This is a genomic window from Flavobacterium sp. GW821-FHT12A05 (assembly GCF_058807735.1).
This window is the reverse complement of the sequence record NZ_JBXAQY010000002.1, coordinates 18431-38036: the sequence shown is the minus strand read 5'-3', so window position 1 is coordinate 38036 and position 19606 is coordinate 18431. Positions and strand designations below refer to the sequence as shown.

Below are 19606 nucleotides of genomic sequence, written 5' to 3'. Positions count from 1 at the left end.
AGATTAAATAATGCTTCTTGCTGTTTCATGTGATACACTTGAAAAATCTTCTGGAGTAATTGATGAAATAAGATTTCTGACATCTTCGGCCTTATTGTCTTCCTTTGAGTGTTCTATTCTATAATCTACAGTTTCAGCAATACATCCTCTTAGTACTTCTTTCGCTTTTCGTTTTCTCTCTTCTACGTTTTCGGTAACTTTATTTTTGGATTTCTTGTATCCTGTGACAGAGCTCCAAATTATAACAGCACCTATTCCGCAACCAATAATACCAAGTATTGCATGAAGGCTAAAAGCCCAAAAACCAAGAAAGCAAATCAATATTCCAATAATTATAGCGGCGTATGGAAATGAAATTTTACTTAATTCTGTTTCCAAAATTTTATCATAATAAGTTTCTTGTTCTTTTAAAAGTTCATTTTCTTCGCTTCCATCTTTTGTAGAAGTTTTAAAATCATCTATTGAAAGTTCAATATATTGCGGAATCCTATTTCTGCTTTTTGCTGTAAAACTGTCATAAGCTTCTAATATCCAAGGCTGACTTATTGAAACTGCCAGAGCTTGTGTTACTTTAGTTGCTCCAGACAATTCCGGATTAAATGATGCATTTGTCAAGAGTTGTAAAAAGTCTACTTTTTCATCAAAAATATGTTTTTCAGCATCCATTAAAGATTGAGCAGCATGTTTGTCGCCATCCATTTGAATTATAAGTTGGTTAAGTCTCACCTGCTCTTGTAAGGGCAGTTCTTCATCGTCAAAATTTGTAACAAGAAGAGATAAATTTTCATCTAATTGTTGCTTAATGCCTTTTGAGAAATCAGCTGATGAAGAAATAATACCTTTAAAATGGGTGTGTAATATATCGTGTGTTTTAGCTTCTTTTAGTGAAGTTTCTAATGAATTCCAGTTAAGTGAAAATTTTTCTAGTAAAGAATATTTACCTTCCGATAAAGGACCTAATGCTTCAAAAAAGCTAATCCACTGAGATTTCTGTTCATCTATGAATTTGTCACCTTGCGTAAGTTGATCAAGCCAGTTTTTAACATTTTCCATCATTAATTGGCGCGAGGCTGGTGGAAATACTCCTGTAGTTACAGCTTCAAGTATGATAATAAATTCTCTATCCAGATTATGTGGATTTTGATGCATAAAATAGCGTTCAAGCCATTTTAAACTTGCATCATTTCTTGTCAATCTTCGCATGACCATCATAAAGAAAAGGGTTGTTTTGTAATCATCTCTTTTTAAAGCTTCATTCAAAGCTTTTTCGCTAGTAGTCTTGTCGTTTCGTATCCAGGCAGTTAAAGAAACCAAGGCAGGAGCTAACCAATATCCCGGTGCTTTTATCATTACTTCTTCTGTAGTAAATCGCAAAGTGTCTTCACTTATTACACCAGTATCAACGCCTTGTAGAATACCTGTTGCCATTCTTCTAACTTCGGCGTAATAACCAAACTTGATTTGTAAATCTTGTTTTAAATTCCCTTGACGTGTTTCAGCCAGTTGCAATGACTTTTGTTTTAAATCTGCTTCGACAAAATCCGCAAAAGAATCTGCTAGTTTTACTAACTCACTTTCTAATTGATCTTGTTTAAAGTTTAATGTTCCTAATTCAGAATGAACTCCTTTCATATCTGAACTAATTGATCTTAAGGCACTATTTATGATCGAAAGATCTGCGTAAGAGATTACTTGTTGAGACATAGTTGTTTTATTAATGATGTTATAGTTTTGTTGCTGTTCCGTCTTCTCGAATTAAAATGATTTTGTCTTTATAGATTTCGACCATTGCATAAGCATTATGTTTAGCAACAGATCGCGCTTTTTCAAATTCTGCTTCCATAGTTTCTGAAATTTTGTAATGCTTAATAATTTGACTGCCGCTTAAATCTAATGTGTGCACTTCATATGGATGTCCTAAAAAACATTTTGAAAGAATTCCTAATGGTAAATTAGAAAGATCAGCTGTGCCAAATTCTTCTTGAATTGATTTTATAAGCTCATCCATTCCTTTTGTATCAGTTAATGTTTTTGCATCGAGACCACTAATAAGATCAAGATATTTTTTTGAACGTTTTTTTAAAAGATCTCTATCACTAATGAAGCCCCTAGTTAAGTTCGTTTTGTCTGAATCAAAACTTATGTTTTCGTTTTGTAAAATGATTCTTGCCATGCTTTTTGTTGAATTATTTTAATTTTTCGATTCTCAAAAGTAGCCAGTCCAATAGGTTATATTTTATGGAAAACCGTAATAGCATTTTTATCCTGAAAAGACCTTATGAAAAACGTTGCGTAAGGGATAGAGGCGGCATCTCCCGATTTAGAAAAACAAGGCTTTTTAGCCGTAGTTTTTGTTAATCGGGAATATAGCCGAAAGCCCGACCCGGAGGGATACGCCCAAAAATATTTTCAGTCAATTGAAAATTTATAACAGAAAATCTAAAATTTGAGAAAAAAGTATATCTTTAACCAACCCAAAACCCAAAAAAATGCACGAAAACGATCAAGAACATTTTAAAAGAGAACTCGGATTATTAGACGGAACCATGCTTGTGGTTGGCTCTATGATAGGATCCGGAATATTTATTGTAAGCGCCGATATCGCAAGACAAGTAGGATCTGCAGGATGGCTGACTCTAATTTGGCTGATCTCTGGATTAATTACCATTATCGCCGCTGTAAGCTACGGTGAGCTGAGTGCAATGTTTCCAAAAGCAGGCGGACAGTACGTTTATTTAAAAGAAGCGTACAATAAATTGATTGCCTTTTTGTACGGCTGGAGCTTTTTTGCTGTAATTCAAACGGGAACAATTGCAGCAGTTGGAGTGGCATTTTCAAAATTTGCGGCGTATTTATACGAACCGCTTAGCGACGAAAATATACTTTACGAATTAGGTTCTTTTAAATTGAATGCGGCACAGCTGGTTTCAATTTTCACGATCATTTTACTGACTTATATTAATAGCCGAGGCGTTAAAAACAGTAAAACGCTTCAAACGGTTCTTACGATTATCAAAATTTTATCCTTGCTTGGATTAATCGTTTTTGGATTAACATTGGCAGCAAAAGCTTCTGTTTGGGATGCAAACTGGGCCGATGCATGGAATACACGTTCGTTTGATAAAGAAACGGGTTCATGGCTTCCAATAGGCGGAACGGCTTTGATTACCGGAATTTCGGCTGCAATGGTTGGATCTTTATTCTCAAGTGATGCCTGGAATGGCGTAACTTTTATTGCAGGAGAAATTAAAAACCCAAAACGTAATGTTGGTTTCAGTTTATTTCTTGGAACTTTTATTGTAACCATTATTTATGTTTTAACTAATATTATGTATCTGGCGGTAATTCCGTTAGACGAAATTGCAACAGCAAAATCAGATCGCGTAGCGGTCGTGGCTTCACAATATATTTTCGGGAATATTGGAACTTTGATTATCGCGATCATGATTATGATTTCGACTTTTGCCTGCAATAACGGATTAATTATGGCCGGTGCCAGAGTGTATTATACGATGGCAAATGATGGTTTATTCTTTAAAAAAGCAGCAGTTTTAAACAGCGCAAGTGTTCCGGCATGGGCTCTTTGGGCGCAGTGTATTTGGGCTTCGGCTTTATGTTTAACGGGTAAATACGGTGACTTATTAGACTTCGTAATTATCATTGTTTTGATTTTCTATATCTTAACTATTTACGGAATCTTTATTCTGCGTAAAAAAATGCCGGATGCGGAAAGACCTTATAAAGCTTTCGGATATCCGTTTTTACCATTGCTGTACATTATTATAGCTGCGGCAATTTGTGTTTCATTATTAATCACAAAATTCTCGACTTGCGGATGGGGCGTATTAATTATGCTAACTGGAATTCCGGTTTATTACTTAACAAAACCAAAAGAATAAGTTTTTTGCTTTAAGTTGAAAACTCTATAAATAATAAAAGCGCTTTGATAATCTCAAGGCGCTTTTTTTTGCAGCAAATTTTAAAACAAAAAAAAGACACTGCTAAAAAACAATGTCTTTTTGATACTAAATAATCTATTGAACTGGTTATACAACAGCAGGCTCAACAGATGATTTTATAGTTGAATTAATAATAGAAATAGTAAGCGGATCAATTTCTCCAGAGAAAAAAGCATCTAATATTTCCTGAAATACAGGATTAGTGTTTTCTACTAAAGAAAAAAGCGTCATCGAAGAACGTAATTTTCTGGCATCTAAATCACCTAAAATTCCATCTGCCGATTTTCTTTTAAAGGTCAATAACAATTCAGAAATTTCGATAAGATGTTTTCCTAAAATAGGATGTTCCAGATATTCTGTAGCTTCTTTAAGATCGGCAATGGCATAAAGATTTGACGTATCACTAGTACCTAAGCCTTTAATTTGAGGAAAAATGAACCACATCCAGTGTGTTTCTTTTTTTCCTTTTTTAATTTCAGCAAGGGCAGTAAGATAAAGTTTGTTCTGCGCATCTAAAAAGCGCATTAAATCATTGTTTGAATAAGCCATTTTGGTATTATATTTTAAAAAAGGGTTGCAAAAGTAGTAAAAAAGAAAGGGTCTGCCTAATAAAACATGCATACAATCAGTATTTTAACTTTTTTCGACAGAATTTTCCTCATCGTCTGGGAGTTAAAAAATACGGTTGTTTTTAGTTATTAATTAATTACACATTTCGGTGCGTTTGTCTAAATGTTAAATTTATTCTGGGTAAAACATTCCGTGCCGTTTTCGGAACCTGATGCTGCCAAAAACTATTTGTGGTTCCGGCCATCAATAAAAAAGAGCCATGATGCAGCGGAATTTCGACCTGCGGAATCTCCTTGCTGAATTTATGGCGCAGCTTGAACATTCTCGTTTCACCAAAAGTAACCGAAGCAATAACGGGGTTTGGCCCTGTATTATGTTCCTTATCGCTGTGCCAGCCCACGCCGTCATTTCCGTCTCGGTATAAATTAAGCAGAACAGTATTAAAATCCAGCTGTGTTTCTTTTTCTACACGGCCTCTAATAGTCAGTAATTCGTAGTTCCAGTCAGGACCTTTTGGATCTGCTCCGGGATTATCTTTGTCTTCATACCACGCGATCATTCGGGGAACAGTATAAGTTTTATCATAAATTTCCATTTCATATTCTCTCCATTTGGTTTTACGAAGCAGTCTTTCATACAAACGATCCGATTCTTCTTTTGTAAAGAAATTATCGATCAAAATCAATTCAGAATCAGGGATGTCAAATACTTTTTTTCCTGCCAAACCTGCGGTAAATAATTCGGTGTCGTTAAATAATGTCATTTTTCCATTCATTTTTTGTCAATTTCAATCCAAACAGGAGCATGATCGCTTGTTTTTTCCCAGCCTCGCACATGACGGTCGACAGCGCCGGAACGGAGTTGCTTTGCTATTTGCGGGCTCAGTAAAAAATGATCAATCCTTAAACCGGCATCCCGTTCGTAAGCATTCCTGAAATAATCCCAAAAAGTGTAAATTTTTTCATTAGGATATAAGGTACGAATGGCATCTGTCCATCCCTCCGAGACAATAGCAGCAAAAGCTTTTCGGACTTCGGGTCTGAAAAGTGCATCGTTAACCCATTTTTCGGGTTTGTAAACATCCAGTTCTGTTGGCATAACATTAAAATCGCCAATTAGTATTACCGGAATTTTTAAATTCAATAATGTTGCTGCACGATCTGTAAGCCTATCAAACCATTTTAGTTTATAATCAAATTTGGGGCCGGGCGAAGGATTTCCATTTGGAAGATAAAGGCAGCAAATCACGATTCCATCAATCAAAGCTTCTATATACCGACTCTGAACATCATCTTCATCTCCCGGAAGAGCGCGGGTTACTTCTTCAATTTCCATGTTTCGGGCCAGAATAGCAACGCCGTTCCATTGCTTTTGTCCGTGCCAAATGGCATTATAGCCGGCATCATTAATCGCTTTAAGCGGAAAATTATCCTGCGGTGCTTTTAATTCCTGCAAACAGACAATATCCGGAGCAGTTTCTTCAAGCCAGCGTAATAAAACAGGTAAGCGTCCGTTGACTCCGTTTACGTTATATGTTGCTATTTTCATGGTACATTTAATTAATTTGTATCATTAAATTTACTGATTATTAAGCATTTAATCTAGATTAGAATTATATTCTTATTTCAGGAACTGTTTGTTAAAGAATACTTTACCCGGATGTTTTTCTGCGTAAGCAAAAATCAAATGCTCGATATATTGATTGCTCTTATAAGGTTCAGTATAGTTTTTTACTTCTAACGGATCATGAATCGAAATGTCTGACGGAATATATCCCATACCATAAAAGCGCCCGTTTTCAATCCAAATGCAGCTCCTTTCATCTTTAGCTCTTCCTTTGTCTATAATAGCAAAAGTGGGTCTGTTATTTAACAAAAAATCAATAGCATTGTCGACTTGTTCGTTATGGAGTGAAACATCAGGCAGACTTTTTATGTCGTTGTTTTGGAAAAGCTCTCCTTCTTCCGGTCTTGTATATTTGCAGAATCTATGATCGATTTCAAACTGTTCCGCCAAACCTCTCAATAAATTGATGCCGTCGTATTGCGTATTAAATTCATGAATGCAGATTTGAAATTTACTCACTTTTCCAATGGCCAGATATTTATAACCGTTTCGGGCTTCATATTGATAGATTCCAAATTTAGCTTCAAAGCGTTTTAATGCCCTATTGTAAGTTGGCCAGAGTTTTTTGATTTCGGTACATTCTAATAAAAGAGCCATTAATTCAGTGCCGCAGATTTCAAAAGAAATTCCGTGAATATCCCGTAGAAAATGCTGTCTTTGCGGATTAATATTGTTACCGCTGAAATGCGAAGCCACACGTTTTTTTAAGTTGATGGCTTTACCAACATAAATAACTTTTTTTTGCTGATTATAGAAATAATACACACCTGGTTTTTCGGGTAAATTATTAAAATCATCTGGCGGAAGGTTAGGAGGCAAACGTTGATCCTGCGCCGTTTTCTTGATCATTTTTTCGATTTCTCCAGCATCATCCCATTCTAATAAAAGTGAAAATAAAATAGCTGTCGCATCTGCATCTCCGCCGGCACGATGTCTGTTTTCTAAATCTATATTTAAGGAATTGCAAAGATTTCCTAAACTATAAGAACCTAAACCCGGTTTGATTTTTCTGGCAGCGCGAACTGTACAAAGTTTTTTTGCCGACCATTTAAAACCGGCCTGCTCCAGCTGATGATGAACAAATGAATAATCAAAATTGACGTTATGAGCAACAAAAATACGATCTGTAAGCATCTCTAATACTTTCTCCGAAATGTCGTCGAAAATAGGCGCATTAGCCACCATTTCGTTATTAATACCCGTTAATCCAAAAATAGAAAGTGGTATATCTTTTTCTGGATTTACAAGCGTTTCATAACGGTCAATTACATTTTTGCCATCATGAATAATGATCGCAATTTCTGTAATCCGGCTTCCACTGGCATTGCCGCCTGTGGTTTCGATATCGACTATGGCATATTCCGTATTTTTCATCTTTATATAACGTAAAACCGATTGTGTTTCTGTTGTTTATACTTTAAAATTTAAACTTTAACCGTAATAACATCCTTTAGCAGAGTAGAAAACTTGGGTGATAATCTGTCCTGTTTCATTTTCCATTGTCGCCCCAAAGACTGCACGCCGAATTTAATTTTATTATTACCGTAGTTTTGGTTCATTTTATCAATCACACTCATTAAAGGCTGATGCTTAGGATTTGAAGTTTCGAATAAATTAAGCTGAGTTTCACTATTTGGAGTTAACCCCATTACAATTACCCCTGCTTTTTTATAACGATAGCCTTTTTTAAAAATAGCTTTAAATCCTTTTTGTGCAGCCTCATTAAGTTCTATTGTCGAATTGGTTGGAAAATCAGTAGTGATGGTAATACTTCGTGAATAGTGCGATTCCTCATTCTTTATAAAACTGGTTTGGATAAAAACAGTCACCATATTGCAATGACATTCCTGACGTCTTAATTTTTCTGCACAAGAAGCTGTAAACGTGCTGATTCTTTCGGATATTTCTTCATAAGTAGTATATCTTTTTTCGAAAGATCTCGTAGTGGCAATCATTTTACGGTCTGTGGCTTCTTCTAATCCCAAAGTTTGTTTTCCTTCTAATTCATGTTTTAATCGAAGCCCAACTACAGACATTTCTTTTCTTACCCAAGCATCCGGAAGTTGAGTAAATTCATAAGCCGTATTGATTTTCTTTGCTTTAAGTCGTTTGGCATGTTTTCTTCCTATTCCCCAAACATCTTCAATTTTACTCCACTTTAATGCTTTAATTCTTTTCTCCTCAGAGTCGATACAATAAACACCCTCTGTACGATCTGCAAATTTTCGGGCAATTTTATTCGCCATTTTAGCCAAAGCTTTGGTAGGAGCAAAACCGATGCTTACAGGAATACCTGTTCCTTGCGTTACTTCTTTCCGCATTTTTAGGCCCAGTGTGTTCAGATCAAATAAATCGTAACCTGAAAACTTCAGGAAAGCTTCATCAATACTGTAAATTTCAATTTCGGGAGTATACGTTTGAAGCAAGTTCATGACCCGATTACTCATATCGCCGTACAGCGGATAATTAGAAGAATAAACAAAAATATTTTTTTCTTTAAAAACCGATTCGTACTTAAAAGCAGGAATAGCCATGGGTATTCCCAGAGCTTTAGCCTCATCAGAACGCGAAATAACGCAACCATCATTGTTAGAGAGAATAACGATAGGTTTTCCTCTTAAAGATGGTTCAAATACTCTTTGGCAAGAAGCATAAAAATTGTTACAATCGACTAAAGCAAACATTTTCTAAATGTGTTTTTATATTTCTATTTCTGTTTTGTCACCCTGAGCTTAAAAAGATTTAATACTATGAATTACAATTCCCCAAATCACAAAATTATTTTCCGGAGTTACTTTTATAGGCTGATAATCTTCATTTTCGGCAATAAGCCAGATGATGTCTTTTTCTATTCTGATGCGTTTTACGGTGAATTCACCATCAATTTGGCAGACAGCAATTTTATTGTTTTGCGGTTCCAGGCTTTTATCAATAATTAATAAATCGCCATCATTAATACCAACATTTTTCATGGAATGCCCTTTTACTCGAGCAAAATAAGTAGTGTATTTATGTTTGATAAATTCTTTGTTAAGATCAATAGATAATTCGATAAAGTCATCGGCAGGTGATGGAAAACCTGCGCTGATACCAACGTCAAAAAAAGGCAGTTTTACTTTCGAACTTACATCAGGAATGTATAATTCTATTGATTTTGTGGTATTCATACTTCTCAATTTCATAATCACTTCAAAAAAATGTTTTTTGTATAAAGCAAAATTAGTACAGATAATAACATTTTTTGTATATTTGCTGTTCCAAATTATAACAAATTAATTATGTCCTTATTTTCAGACAATATCAGAGCATTAAGGGTTAAGCATAAAATATCGCAGGAGAAATTAGCTGAAAACCTGAGTATTACAAGAGGAAGATACGTGAAATACGAAGACGGAACTTCGGAAGCACCGTATGACATTTTAAAGAAGATTGCGTTATATTTTCACATGAGTATTGATTTGATACTATCTGTTGATATACGTAAAATTGATGTGCAAAATTTAATAAGACTGGAAGGCAACCGACTTATTTTACCAATTCAAGTGGATAGTTTTGGAGAAAATTATATCGAAATTGTATCTCAAAAAGCAAAAGCAGGTTACCTCAACGGATATGCCGATCCGGAATATATTGAAAGTTTACAGCAGATTACACTTCCTTTTTTAGGACCAGGAAAACATCGCGGATTTCCCGTTGAAGGCGATTCGATGCCGCCACACGAAGATGGTTCCATTATTATTGGCCGCTATGTAGAAAGGTTAGGTGAAGTTATGGATGGCAAGACCTATATTTTGATTACAAAAAATGAAGGTATGGTTTACAAACGCCTCAATAAAAATAAAAAAAACACTCTGGTTTTAGAATCGGATAATAGTTTTTACCCGAATTATGAGGTGAAAGCTTCTGATATTTTAGAGATTTGGGAATACGAATGCAACATTGGCCGATCTGACAAAAAACAAGAAATAACAGAAACTGGAGCAATGAAGGATTTGCTTTTAGAATTGAAAAGAGAAGTTAGGGAAATTAAGAATAATACTTCGAATACTTAGTTTATAGCCACAGATTCCACAGATTAAAAGGATTTTTTTTCGCCACGAATTTCACTAATTTTTTATTCAAATATAATTCGTGAAATTTGTGTAATTCGTGGCGGATAAATCAAAACAAAGCCATTCAAAAATCCTTTTAATCTGTGGAATCTGTGGCTTAAAAAAACTTTGTGCCTTAGCGCCTTTGTGGTAAGAAAATCTAAAAAACCTTCACAAAACTCAAACCATATTGCTGCCCATTATAAAAAGGAGCAATCATAGAAGTAGATTTGACTTCAGAAGTAGATTTAAATAATTTTTTAGTGATATACGGATTCATCCAATACGCAATTTTGGTACTCAAAATCCCGATTCCGGCTCCGGCAGCAACATCTGTTAACCAATGACGATTGTTGTAAATTCTAAATAATCCCGTTCCCGTTGCAACAGCATAACCGGCAATTCCGTACCAGATTGACTTGTCTTTGTATTCCTGCCATAAAAACTCGGCACCGGCAAAAGCAGTAGCAGTATGTCCGGAAGGAAAAGAGTTATTTGAACTTCCGTCAGGTCTTTCTTCATGTACAAGCGATTTTAAACCCAAAACCGTTGTTGCCATAATTGCATATGAAGTCACAAATATCACAGAACGATCCCGCATATTATTCTTGCCCTTTACACCAAAAGCATTCAAGGCATAAACAGATGCCGCAGGCGCATACTGCGAGAAATCATCAATGGTGATTTTGTTGTCTATGTCTTCCGTGACTTCTTTTTTAATCTGCGAATTAAAACTCAGCAGCTGATCGCTTTCAAGTCCAATAACACCATACCCAATTAATACACCAGGAATAATCAATTGTTTATAATTGAATTTTAACTGATGTGAGGTACTGTCAATTTTTGTAATCGAATCGTTTTGCTGTGCATTAGCAGAAAATAATCCGAATAGAAATACCAGGGAAATAGCTTTGTAAAACATCTTTCGTTGTCGTTATATTTTGCAATATTAACGAAGGTTTGATCGAACTATTTTTGGCTTAATTGAACCTTAAGCGAATATTAATCTGTTGGTTTTAAATAAGGTAGTTGAGTTAAGATTGGCTAAATGTTTTTATTATTTTATTTTTCTTTTTTCCGGATTTTGACGATTGTCCCAAAAAGATAGTATTTCTATTTGATTATTATTAATCTCATAAAATATCAAATAAATTTTCATTGGAATGACACGAGTGATTTTATTTGAGGTGAGCCTCCCTATAAATTCATTATTAGAAAGAGTTTCTAACAAATCTTCAACTTCTTCAAGAATTTTTAAGCTGTAATCAGAATTACCATTCCTAAGAGCATAAAATTCAAGGACATTAGAAAATTCAAGTTTGGCAAGATCAGACCAGATTATTTCTTTTTTAACCATTCTCTCATTTCTGAAATTACATCTTCATTTTTATGAAATTCACCTTTTTTAATCTGATAGCGACTTGTTTCGATAGAAGATTGTTGCTCAAGATTTAATTCATACAGAGATTGTTCAGAAGAATCAAAAATAGTTTGAAGTGCTTTTAAAAAATTCATGTCTTTAGAATCTCTAATTCTGGAGATTAAATTTTCTTTTATTTGCGCTGTCATGTCCATATTAAATTCTTTTTAATACTCAAAATTAAAGATTTATTTTTAAAATAGAACTAATAATTATACTTTTAACGAAAACCAAAACGTACTTCCTAAACCTAAATTACTCTCAACTCCAACATTCCCGTTTTGTGCTTCGATAAATTCCTTGCTTATCGCTAAACCTAATCCCGTTCCGGATTTTTGGCTTCCCGGAACCTGAAAATATTTATCAAAAACCTTGTCTTTATATCTTGTATCAATTCCTTTTCCGGTATCAATAACCTGAAATACGATTTGGTTGTTTTCTTTTTTTAATTTGATGATAATCGTACTTTTTTCAGAAGAATACCGAATCGCATTCGACAAATAATTAATCAAAACCCAGCCTGTTTTTTCGCTGTCCGCTTTTACGTCCTGCAGGTTTTCATCAGCATCAATCAGCAGGTTTATTTGTTTTTGATCGGCTTGAACTTTTACAGCTTCAACAGCATAATTTACAATTTCGTGAGGATTGCTTTTTTCGATATTCAGCTGAATATTTCCTGTTTCTAATTGAGACAGATTAAGCAATTCTCCCGTAATTTTCAATAAGCGCTGACTATCATCTTTTATGCTTTCGACTAATTGTTTCTGGTCGTCGTTCATATCGCCCGTTTTTCCATTTTCAAGCAATTGAAGACTTAATTTTATAGAAGCAATAGGTGTTTTTAATTCGTGCGAAACGGTGGCAATAAAGTTGGTTTTGGCAAAATCCAGTTCTTTAAAAAGTGTAATATTTCTCAGAATAATAACATCACCAATATAAATTTCTTTTTCTTCGCCTGTTGGAATTATGGTAATATTCAGAATTTCTTTTTCAAAATAGCTTTCCTTTCCGTGTGCAAAAATTTTAAGCGGTTGTTTTTTAGGAGAATCTGCATTCTCTTTTAAAATCAAAGAACGAATCAAATCATTTGATAAAGCTAGAGTAGAAGCCGATTTTCCGATAACATCCTCCAGTTTCAGACCAACAATTTTCAGCGCTTCATCATTAGCAAATAAAACAATTCCTTCATTGTCCAAACCAATAATTGGATCGTGCATATTGTTGATTAAAGTTTCCAGTCGTTTCTTTTCGAAAAAAAGTTTGTATAGATTACTATCGCTGTATTCCTGAAGTTTCTGCGCCATCGTATTAAACGATTTTGCCAAATCTCCATATTCATTATGATTGGTAAAATGAACGCGTTCTGAATAGTTTTTATTGGCAATTTCCTTAATACTCAGTGTTAATTCCTTGATTGGATTGGCAATATTATTGGGCAGATTAATCAGTAAATTAAAAGCAATTAAAAAACATAAAGTCCCCACAATGGCAATCCATAAATTAGCATTTTCGGCAGTATGTTTGGCGATATCGCTTTTCTGTTTTATGGCATCCAGATTCAATTTCATGATCGCAAAAATGTCTTGTCTGACTTGTGCTTTTAAAGCTTCGTTAGAGTCGCTTTTTTCTAATAGGGCAAAACTTTTTTCAAGACTGGCAGTTGCTTCTTTTTCTCCGGGTTCGGTAACATTTTTTGTTTGTTTTTCAAGATATTCCTTGAAAACATGAATCTTACTATCGGGACTGGCTTTAATTTCATCCAAAGACAAAATCATATTTCGCGAGTATTCCAGCGTATTATAATTCGCTTTCAGAATATTCTCTGTATCTGCCTTTATCAAAAAAACAGAATAGCCGCTAACTAACGAAAGTATAATGATCATTAAAAATAACAATCCAACTCCCAGATTCAATTTGGTTTTAATTCTCATTTTATAAAACATTTAATTTTTTTGAACTTTTTTTGAACCATATAAGTCATATAAGTTCATTTAAAAACGGTGCTTAAAATTTAACCGCAAAGGGCGCAAAGGTTTCGCAAAACACGCAAAGATTAGATAAAAAAAACTTTGCGACTTTGCGAGCAAAAAACTTTAGCGAACTTTGCACATAAACCTTGCGTTCTTTGCGGTTAAACTTCAACATCATCCCGAATTCAAATGAACTTATGTGACTTATATGGTTTAAAAAATTTTTCACGACAGAATAACAAGATCAACATTTGATAAAGACAGTTTGTTTAGCAAACGCCTAAAAATTGTTGTAGACAAAATTACTTTAAATAAATTCAAATGCGGTTTCCCAATACATACAGTTGTAATTTGTTTTTCTTCTGCAGTAGTTAAAATCGCATTAGCAATATTTGAATTTTCCAGTTTAATAACTTCGGCTCCCAATTGAACTGCGAGTTTAAAGTTATTAATTAAATGTCTTTGTTTGTCTAGAGCAATTTTTGTGCTGCTTTCCTGTGGCGTTTCTACATACAAAACATACCAGGATCCGTTGTAATAACTTGCTAAACGTGCTGCTTTTCTAATTACAATTTTAGCCGTTTTATCATTACTGCTAATGCAGGCCAACAATTTTTCATGTCGTAAAGCATGAAGATTCGGAACTTCATTTTCAACTTTTCGAACGACCTGACTCGCTACTTCTTTCAAAGCCAATTCCCGAAGTTGTAAAATCTGTTCCGATTTAAAAAAGTTCGTTAAGGCCGTCTGAATTTTATCCGGAGTATAAATTTTTCCTTCTTTCAAACGCGCAATCAAATCTTCAGATGTCAAATCGATATTCACGACTTCATCAGCCAATCGCAAAACATTATCCGGAATACGTTCCTGAACATCAATGTTGGTAATCCTTTTTACATCTTCATTTAAACTTTCAATATGCTGAATATTTACGGCCGAAATGACATTAATTCCCGCTTCCAGAATTTCTAAAACATCCTGCCAGCGTTTTTCGTTTTTGCTTCCTTCAACGTTCGTATGTGCTAATTCATCCACAATAACCACTTCTGGACGAAGATTTATTATAGCCTGCACGTCGAGTTCTTCTAATTCTTTTCCTTTATAGAAAATGGTCCGTCTCGGAATTATAGGCAAACCTGCTAATAATTCATGCGTTTCCTTTCGCATGTGCGTTTCGATGTAGCCAATTTTTACATCGATTCCGTTTTTTAATAACGAATGCGCTTCCTGAAGCATACGAAAAGTTTTGCCCACACCGGCACTCATTCCAATGTAGATTTTGAACTTCCCCTTTCGTGATTTCTGAATTAAATCGAGAAAGTGCTGTGCGTTATTATTTTCGTTTTCCATATTTTTTGCCACGAAGGCGCTAAGTCACAAAGTTTTTTTTTAAGCCACAGATTACACAGATTAGAAGGATTTTTTTAGCCACGAATTACACAAATTTGCACAAATTTTTATTTAATATAATTCGTGAAAATTTGTGTAATTCGTGGCAAATAAATCTACACAAAGGCATTAAAAAAATCCCTTTAATCTGTGTAATCTGTGGCAAGAAATATTCTCCTAAAAACTAATCGCCAAGGAAGTCGTTACAAACGTATTCGTATCCGTTGGAAGATTATCTTTATTTGTGAAGATTTGATCTTTGCTCGAAAGATTTCTGGCTTCAATTCTAAACATAACATTATCAGTAACTAAGTAATCAAAGTTAGCTGAAAATCCGTAAGTTTTAAAACCATTTGGCGTTTCAGTTGCGATAATTACACCTTTTTCGTCGCTATAATATTCACCGCGTGCTGCAAGCTGAATTTTATCTGTTGGTTTGTATTGCAGAATCAAAACTGGCGAAAACCAAGTATCATATTTATTACTGTTTTTAGCCGATTGCTGAGATCCAACATCAAAACCAGCTGTAATATTTGTCTTTTCCGTCACCTTAAATTGTCCGTAGAAGTTGTTGAAATAACGCCATTTTTTATCAATATCCGGCTGTTCATTTCCAACATAAGTACTCCAGTTTAAAACAACCCGATCCGATGGTTTGTAGGTAACCTGAGTTCCAAAAGCAGGTGTTTGATTGCCTTCTACTTTCTCAATTCTCTGCCAGCCATTTAAGTACATCCCGGCTAAATACCATTCTCCAGATTCAGATGTATAACCAATTTTAACTCCTGCTTCATAATAAGGCGAATTCTCAGCCAGAATACTTCTTGATAGAGTCTGGCAGTCTTTTCCACTGGCACTTTCAAAACCAATGTGAGCCGGCATAATTCCTGCATCAACCCATAAATTATGGCTTTTCGAAATTTTAACACCCACATTTGCCTCGTATATATTTTTTAGCAAACCTTGTTCTGCCGACATATTATATTCAGCATACGTTCCGGCCATTAAGGCAAAGTTTCCACGAACATTTTCTTTTGTATAATTTACTTTTGCCAAACCTAAATTGATGTTTACTTCATTACTTTTATTAAAGTTATAAAAAAAGCTTGGACGAGTATGATTTTCAGGTTTCCCGAAATCATAGCTATAATAAGTTTCTACATATCCTGAAAACGTCAGCGGACTTTTAGATTCTTCTTGTGCATGTAAATTGCTATAACCAAAAGCGATTAAAGCAGTAAGTAATATTTTTTTCATTTTTGTGATATTCTATTATTTATTAGTAGATTTTTTAGGAGCTAATCCCGCTATCCACTACAATCTTTTGTTTGGAACCCCCAAACAAAAGGATTTTCGTTTCTATCGGGGCTAGGGCATTTGGGGTAAAAAAGGCGTTTTTGTTTCCTGCAAGGTTTTTAAAACCTTGTAGGTATTAATTTTAAAGTTTAGTTTGTTGATTCTAATTTTCGGCACAGTTTGTCATTGCGAGGAACGAAGCAACCACATTTGCAAAGTCAACTTTATGTATAATTGTTAGAGGGGTTGCTTCGTTCCTCGCAATGACATTAAATGAGCAAATCACTTTGTCATACCTACAAGGTTTTAAAAACCTTGCAGGAGAAAAACTCAGTCCCGATAGCTATCGGGATAGCGACTCAGAACCTTAGCAACTTAGCGAAGCGCATCAAGCGCCGCATTCAATTCCAGAACATTCACTGTTTCAGGACCAACAACAGCAGTATTAATTTTAGATTCAACCAAAGATTTTACCTTCGCTTCGTCTAGTTTTCTTTCTTTGGCAATTCGTTTTACCTGAATCAAAGCGCCTTGTGGAGAAATATTTGGATCTAAACCACTTCCTGAAGCCGTAACCATATCAGCCGGAATTTCAGATTTTTTCAAGTAAGGGTGAACCAGTAAAAGCGTGTCAATTCTTTTTTGAACCAAAGCCAGATATTCGGCATTGCTTGGGCCTTTGTTGCTTCCGGCGCTTCCGGCAGCATTATAATCAACAGCCGAAGGTCTTCCCCAGAAATAATTCGACTTATCGAATTTTTGACCAATTTTTTGATAACCAACCACTTTTCCGTTAACCGAAATTGTTTCTCCTTTTCCTTGATTTGGAGCAATTTGTGCGATTCCATAAATCGCAAGAGGATAAATAACCGCAAACAAAATCAAAGTAAATGCGGTAAGTTTTATTATAGAAAATAGATTTTTCATTTTTTTTGAAGATTCTAAGGGACTAAGCTGCTAAGGTTCTAAGTTTTTTTTCAGAAGCTTAGCAAATCGAAGTCATGTTTTTAATTTGAGTTTTTAAAGATTCCTGTATTTGCGATTCTAAGAGAAAACCTCAGTCCCTTAGAATCTTAGCATCTCAGTACCTTTTTTCAGATTCTAAGGAACTAAGTTTCTGAGGGACTAAGAAAAAAAACTTAGCACCTTAGCATCTCAGAACCTTAGTACCTTTTTTACATACATAAAGAGACAAGCAAATCAATTACTTTAATTCCGATAAAAGGAACAATCAATCCGCCAAGTCCATAAATTAAAAGGTTTCTTTTTAAGATCGCACTGGCACCAATTGGACGATAGTCAACACCTTTCAGCGCAAGCGGAATCAAAATTGGAATAATAACCGCGTTGAAAATTACAGCCGATAAAATGGCACTTTCAGGACTATGCAAATGCATAATATTCAAACCTTGCAGCGCAGGAATCGCAGTAATAAAAAGAGCAGGAACAATAGCAAAATATTTCGCAACGTCATTTGCAATAGAAAAAGTAGTTAAAGTTCCACGAGTCATTAAAAGCTGTTTTCCAATTTCAACGATCTCAATTAGTTTCGTTGGGTCATTGTCAAGATCGACCATGTTTCCTGCTTCTTTTGCAGCTTGAGTTCCACTGTTCATGGCTACTCCAACATTCGCCTGAGCAAGGGCAGGAGCATCATTTGTTCCGTCACCCATCATGGCTACTAGTCGTCCTTCGGCTTGTTCTTTTCTAATGTAATTCATTTTATCCTCAGGTTTAGCTTCGGCAATAAAATCATCAACACCAGCTGCTTCGGCAATAAATTTAGCCGTAAGCGGATTATCACCTGTAACCATAACCGTTTTGATTCCCATTCTGCGTAAACGCTCAAAACGCTCTTTCATTCCGGTTTTTATAATATCCTGAAGTTCAATTACACCTTGAACTTCATTGTTTTTTATAACAACTAGCGGAGTTCCTCCGTTAGACGAAATGGTAATAACTTGTTGGGCAGTATCTTCAGGAAAAGAATTTCCGGCTTGCTGCGCAATGTTTTTTGCAGCATCTTGTGCTCCTTTTCTAATGTTGGTTCCGTCTTTTAATACTACTCCAGAAGTTCTGGTTTCGGCTGTAAATTTGATGGTATGCGCGATGTCAGAAGTAGTTTGTAAAAAGCTCGCTTTCGTTTCACTTTTTACATCTAATATTTCACTTAACTCGAGAATACTTTTACCTTCCGGAGTATCATCTGCAAGCGAACTCAAAACAGCCGATTTAACAAAATCATCAAAAGAGATTCCTTTTGTTGGATAAAAATTAGTTGCTTTTCTGTTTCCAATGGTGATGGTTCCTGTTTTATCTAAAAGCAGTACATCAATATCTCCGGCAGTTTCAACCGCTTTACCAGATTTTGTAATTACGTTAGCTCGTAAAGCTCTGTCCATTCCCGCAATACCAATCGCAGAAAGCAAACCACCAATTGTAGTTGGAATTAAACAAACAAACAAAGCAATGAAAGCCGCAATCGTGATGGGTGCGTTGGCATAGTCGGCAAACGGTTTTAGCGTAACGCACACAATCACGAAGATTAAAGTAAATGCGGCTAATAAAATGGTTAAGGCAATTTCGTTTGGTGTTTTCTGACGGCTCGCACCCTCAACCAAAGCAATCATTTTATCTAAAAAGCTTTCGCCTGGTTCAGAGGTTACTCTTACTTTGATTTTATCAGATAATACTTTTGTTCCTCCGGTAACCGAAGATTTATCTCCGCCAGATTCCCTGATTACAGGAGCACTTTCTCCGGTAATGGCACTTTCGTCGATTGTAGCCAGACCTTCGATAATCTCACCATCGGCAGCAATTAAATCGCCTGCTTCACAAACGAATATATCGTCTTTTTTTAATGCCGAAGAACTAATGTTTCTAATTTCTCCGTTAGGTAAAATTTGTTTTGCAGGAGTTTCTTCTCTTGTTTTTCTTAAACTGTCGGCTTGTGCTTTTCCTCTTGCTTCGGCAATAGCTTCGGCGAAATTGGCAAATAAAAGCGTTGCCAGTAAAATCAAGAACACAATTAGGTTATAAGTAAAACTTCCCTGATCATTTGCACCCATTAATATTGAAACGCAGACAGCAAACATAATGGCTGTTCCAATTTCTACGGTAAACATTACCGGATTTTTGATCATCATTTTTGGATTAAGCTTCACAAAAGACTGCGCTAAGGCTTCTTTTACCTGTTTACTTTCAAACAATGATGTGGATTTATTAGTTGTCATTTTCTTGTAAAAAGTTAAATGTTATTTGTTAAATGTTGTGTGCTAAAAACAC

Annotated in this window: 18 protein-coding genes; 2 read left to right on the top strand and 16 right to left on the bottom strand. The window is 35.1% G+C overall.

Annotated elements, in window-relative coordinates; all coding sequences use genetic code 11:
* Positions 1-3 precede the first annotated feature (3 nt).
* Both AC1RRQ_RS03585 and AC1RRQ_RS03580 read right to left on the bottom strand, forming a co-directional pair.
* Positions 4-1704 carry a hypothetical protein gene (locus AC1RRQ_RS03585; RefSeq protein ID WP_493021523.1) on the bottom strand — a complete coding sequence of 567 codons (1701 nt, stop codon included), beginning with the start codon at positions 1702-1704 and terminating at the stop codon, positions 4-6.
* Between the two features lie 19 nt (positions 1705-1723).
* Positions 1724-2173: a hypothetical protein gene (locus tag AC1RRQ_RS03580; RefSeq protein WP_493021521.1), complete on the bottom strand. Its 450-nt coding sequence runs from the start codon at positions 2171-2173 to the stop codon at positions 1724-1726.
* Positions 2174-2489: 316 nt separating this feature from the next.
* On the opposite strand from AC1RRQ_RS03580, the gene AC1RRQ_RS03575 reads away from it, so the two are divergent.
* A complete protein-coding gene (locus AC1RRQ_RS03575; protein WP_493021519.1) occupies positions 2490-3899 on the top strand; it encodes an APC family permease in 1410 nt (469 codons plus the stop codon).
* Between the two features lie 147 nt (positions 3900-4046).
* Here AC1RRQ_RS03575 and AC1RRQ_RS03570 read toward each other — a convergent pair whose 3' ends face one another.
* The 6 genes from AC1RRQ_RS03570 to AC1RRQ_RS03545 form a co-directional block, all read right to left on the bottom strand.
* Positions 4047-4508: a DUF1810 domain-containing protein gene (locus AC1RRQ_RS03570; protein ID WP_493021517.1), complete on the bottom strand. Its 462-nt coding sequence runs from the start codon at positions 4506-4508 to the stop codon at positions 4047-4049.
* Positions 4509-4665: 157 nt separating this feature from the next.
* A complete protein-coding gene (locus AC1RRQ_RS03565) occupies positions 4666-5292 on the bottom strand; it encodes an alpha-ketoglutarate-dependent dioxygenase AlkB family protein (protein WP_493022280.1) in 627 nt (208 codons plus the stop codon).
* A gap of 8 nt (positions 5293-5300) precedes the next feature.
* Complete coding sequence (gene xth, locus AC1RRQ_RS03560) at positions 5301-6077, bottom strand: exodeoxyribonuclease III (RefSeq protein ID WP_493021515.1); 777 nt, start codon at positions 6075-6077, stop codon at positions 5301-5303.
* 72 nt (positions 6078-6149) lie between these two features.
* The gene (locus AC1RRQ_RS03555) at positions 6150-7529 is read right to left on the bottom strand and encodes an exonuclease domain-containing protein (protein ID WP_493021513.1); all 1380 of its coding nucleotides are present in this window, start codon (positions 7527-7529) and stop codon (positions 6150-6152) included.
* 50 nt (positions 7530-7579) lie between these two features.
* The gene (locus tag AC1RRQ_RS03550) at positions 7580-8839 is read right to left on the bottom strand and encodes a Y-family DNA polymerase (RefSeq protein ID WP_493021511.1); all 1260 of its coding nucleotides are present in this window, start codon (positions 8837-8839) and stop codon (positions 7580-7582) included.
* 48 nt (positions 8840-8887) lie between these two features.
* The gene (locus AC1RRQ_RS03545) at positions 8888-9337 is read right to left on the bottom strand and encodes a LexA family protein (protein ID WP_493021509.1); all 450 of its coding nucleotides are present in this window, start codon (positions 9335-9337) and stop codon (positions 8888-8890) included.
* 96 nt (positions 9338-9433) lie between these two features.
* On the opposite strand from AC1RRQ_RS03545, the gene AC1RRQ_RS03540 reads away from it, so the two are divergent.
* On the top strand, positions 9434-10207 hold the full coding sequence (locus AC1RRQ_RS03540; protein ID WP_493021507.1) for an XRE family transcriptional regulator: 774 nt from the start codon (positions 9434-9436) through the stop codon (positions 10205-10207).
* Between the two features lie 199 nt (positions 10208-10406).
* Here the strand turns inward: AC1RRQ_RS03540 and AC1RRQ_RS03535 are convergent, their stop codons facing one another.
* From AC1RRQ_RS03535 to kdpB, 8 genes are all read right to left on the bottom strand, one after another.
* Positions 10407-11168 (bottom strand): phosphatase PAP2 family protein, encoded by a 762-nt coding sequence (locus tag AC1RRQ_RS03535; RefSeq protein ID WP_493021505.1) that lies wholly within the window; start codon positions 11166-11168, stop codon positions 10407-10409.
* 135 nt (positions 11169-11303) lie between these two features.
* The gene (locus AC1RRQ_RS03530; RefSeq protein WP_493021503.1) at positions 11304-11603 is read right to left on the bottom strand and encodes a type II toxin-antitoxin system RelE/ParE family toxin; all 300 of its coding nucleotides are present in this window, start codon (positions 11601-11603) and stop codon (positions 11304-11306) included.
* Positions 11585-11821, bottom strand: coding sequence for a hypothetical protein (locus AC1RRQ_RS03525; protein WP_493021501.1), 237 nt, complete (start codon positions 11819-11821; stop codon positions 11585-11587). Before AC1RRQ_RS03525 ends, AC1RRQ_RS03530 begins: the two co-directional genes overlap by 19 nt.
* A gap of 57 nt (positions 11822-11878) precedes the next feature.
* The gene (locus AC1RRQ_RS03520) at positions 11879-13597 is read right to left on the bottom strand and encodes an ATP-binding protein (RefSeq protein WP_493021499.1); all 1719 of its coding nucleotides are present in this window, start codon (positions 13595-13597) and stop codon (positions 11879-11881) included.
* A gap of 264 nt (positions 13598-13861) precedes the next feature.
* Positions 13862-14986: a sensor protein KdpD gene (locus AC1RRQ_RS03515; protein WP_493021497.1), complete on the bottom strand. Its 1125-nt coding sequence runs from the start codon at positions 14984-14986 to the stop codon at positions 13862-13864.
* A gap of 216 nt (positions 14987-15202) precedes the next feature.
* Complete coding sequence (locus tag AC1RRQ_RS03510; RefSeq protein WP_493021495.1) at positions 15203-16282, bottom strand: porin; 1080 nt, start codon at positions 16280-16282, stop codon at positions 15203-15205.
* A gap of 414 nt (positions 16283-16696) precedes the next feature.
* Complete coding sequence (locus tag AC1RRQ_RS03505) at positions 16697-17248, bottom strand: K(+)-transporting ATPase subunit C (RefSeq protein WP_493021493.1); 552 nt, start codon at positions 17246-17248, stop codon at positions 16697-16699.
* A 248-nt stretch (positions 17249-17496) separates the two neighbouring features.
* On the bottom strand, positions 17497-19554 hold the full coding sequence (gene kdpB / locus AC1RRQ_RS03500) for a potassium-transporting ATPase subunit KdpB (protein WP_493021491.1): 2058 nt from the start codon (positions 19552-19554) through the stop codon (positions 17497-17499).
* Positions 19555-19606: the final 52 nt, after the last annotated feature.

What these genes read in the sequence shown, in the direction of transcription:
- AC1RRQ_RS03585 (WP_493021523.1), bottom strand. Translation starts at nt 1,704, where the DNA reads ATGTCTCAACAAGTAATCTCTTACGCAGATCTTTCGATCATAAATAGT.
- AC1RRQ_RS03580 (WP_493021521.1), bottom strand. Translation starts at nt 2,173, where the DNA reads ATGGCAAGAATCATTTTACAAAACGAAAACATAAGTTTTGATTCAGAC.
- AC1RRQ_RS03575 (WP_493021519.1), top strand. Translation starts at nt 2,490, where the DNA reads ATGCACGAAAACGATCAAGAACATTTTAAAAGAGAACTCGGATTATTA.
- AC1RRQ_RS03570 (WP_493021517.1), bottom strand. Translation starts at nt 4,508, where the DNA reads ATGGCTTATTCAAACAATGATTTAATGCGCTTTTTAGATGCGCAGAAC.
- AC1RRQ_RS03565 (WP_493022280.1), bottom strand. Translation starts at nt 5,292, where the DNA reads ATGACATTATTTAACGACACCGAATTATTTACCGCAGGTTTGGCAGGA.
- xth (WP_493021515.1), bottom strand. Translation starts at nt 6,077, where the DNA reads ATGAAAATAGCAACATATAACGTAAACGGAGTCAACGGACGCTTACCT.
- AC1RRQ_RS03555 (WP_493021513.1), bottom strand. Translation starts at nt 7,529, where the DNA reads ATGAAAAATACGGAATATGCCATAGTCGATATCGAAACCACAGGCGGC.
- AC1RRQ_RS03550 (WP_493021511.1), bottom strand. Translation starts at nt 8,839, where the DNA reads ATGTTTGCTTTAGTCGATTGTAACAATTTTTATGCTTCTTGCCAAAGA.
- AC1RRQ_RS03545 (WP_493021509.1), bottom strand. Translation starts at nt 9,337, where the DNA reads ATGAAATTGAGAAGTATGAATACCACAAAATCAATAGAATTATACATT.
- AC1RRQ_RS03540 (WP_493021507.1), top strand. Translation starts at nt 9,434, where the DNA reads ATGTCCTTATTTTCAGACAATATCAGAGCATTAAGGGTTAAGCATAAA.
- AC1RRQ_RS03535 (WP_493021505.1), bottom strand. Translation starts at nt 11,168, where the DNA reads ATGTTTTACAAAGCTATTTCCCTGGTATTTCTATTCGGATTATTTTCT.
- AC1RRQ_RS03530 (WP_493021503.1), bottom strand. Translation starts at nt 11,603, where the DNA reads ATGGTTAAAAAAGAAATAATCTGGTCTGATCTTGCCAAACTTGAATTT.
- AC1RRQ_RS03525 (WP_493021501.1), bottom strand. Translation starts at nt 11,821, where the DNA reads ATGGACATGACAGCGCAAATAAAAGAAAATTTAATCTCCAGAATTAGA.
- AC1RRQ_RS03520 (WP_493021499.1), bottom strand. Translation starts at nt 13,597, where the DNA reads ATGAGAATTAAAACCAAATTGAATCTGGGAGTTGGATTGTTATTTTTA.
- AC1RRQ_RS03515 (WP_493021497.1), bottom strand. Translation starts at nt 14,986, where the DNA reads ATGGAAAACGAAAATAATAACGCACAGCACTTTCTCGATTTAATTCAG.
- AC1RRQ_RS03510 (WP_493021495.1), bottom strand. Translation starts at nt 16,282, where the DNA reads ATGAAAAAAATATTACTTACTGCTTTAATCGCTTTTGGTTATAGCAAT.
- AC1RRQ_RS03505 (WP_493021493.1), bottom strand. Translation starts at nt 17,248, where the DNA reads ATGAAAAATCTATTTTCTATAATAAAACTTACCGCATTTACTTTGATT.
- kdpB (WP_493021491.1), bottom strand. Translation starts at nt 19,554, where the DNA reads ATGACAACTAATAAATCCACATCATTGTTTGAAAGTAAACAGGTAAAA.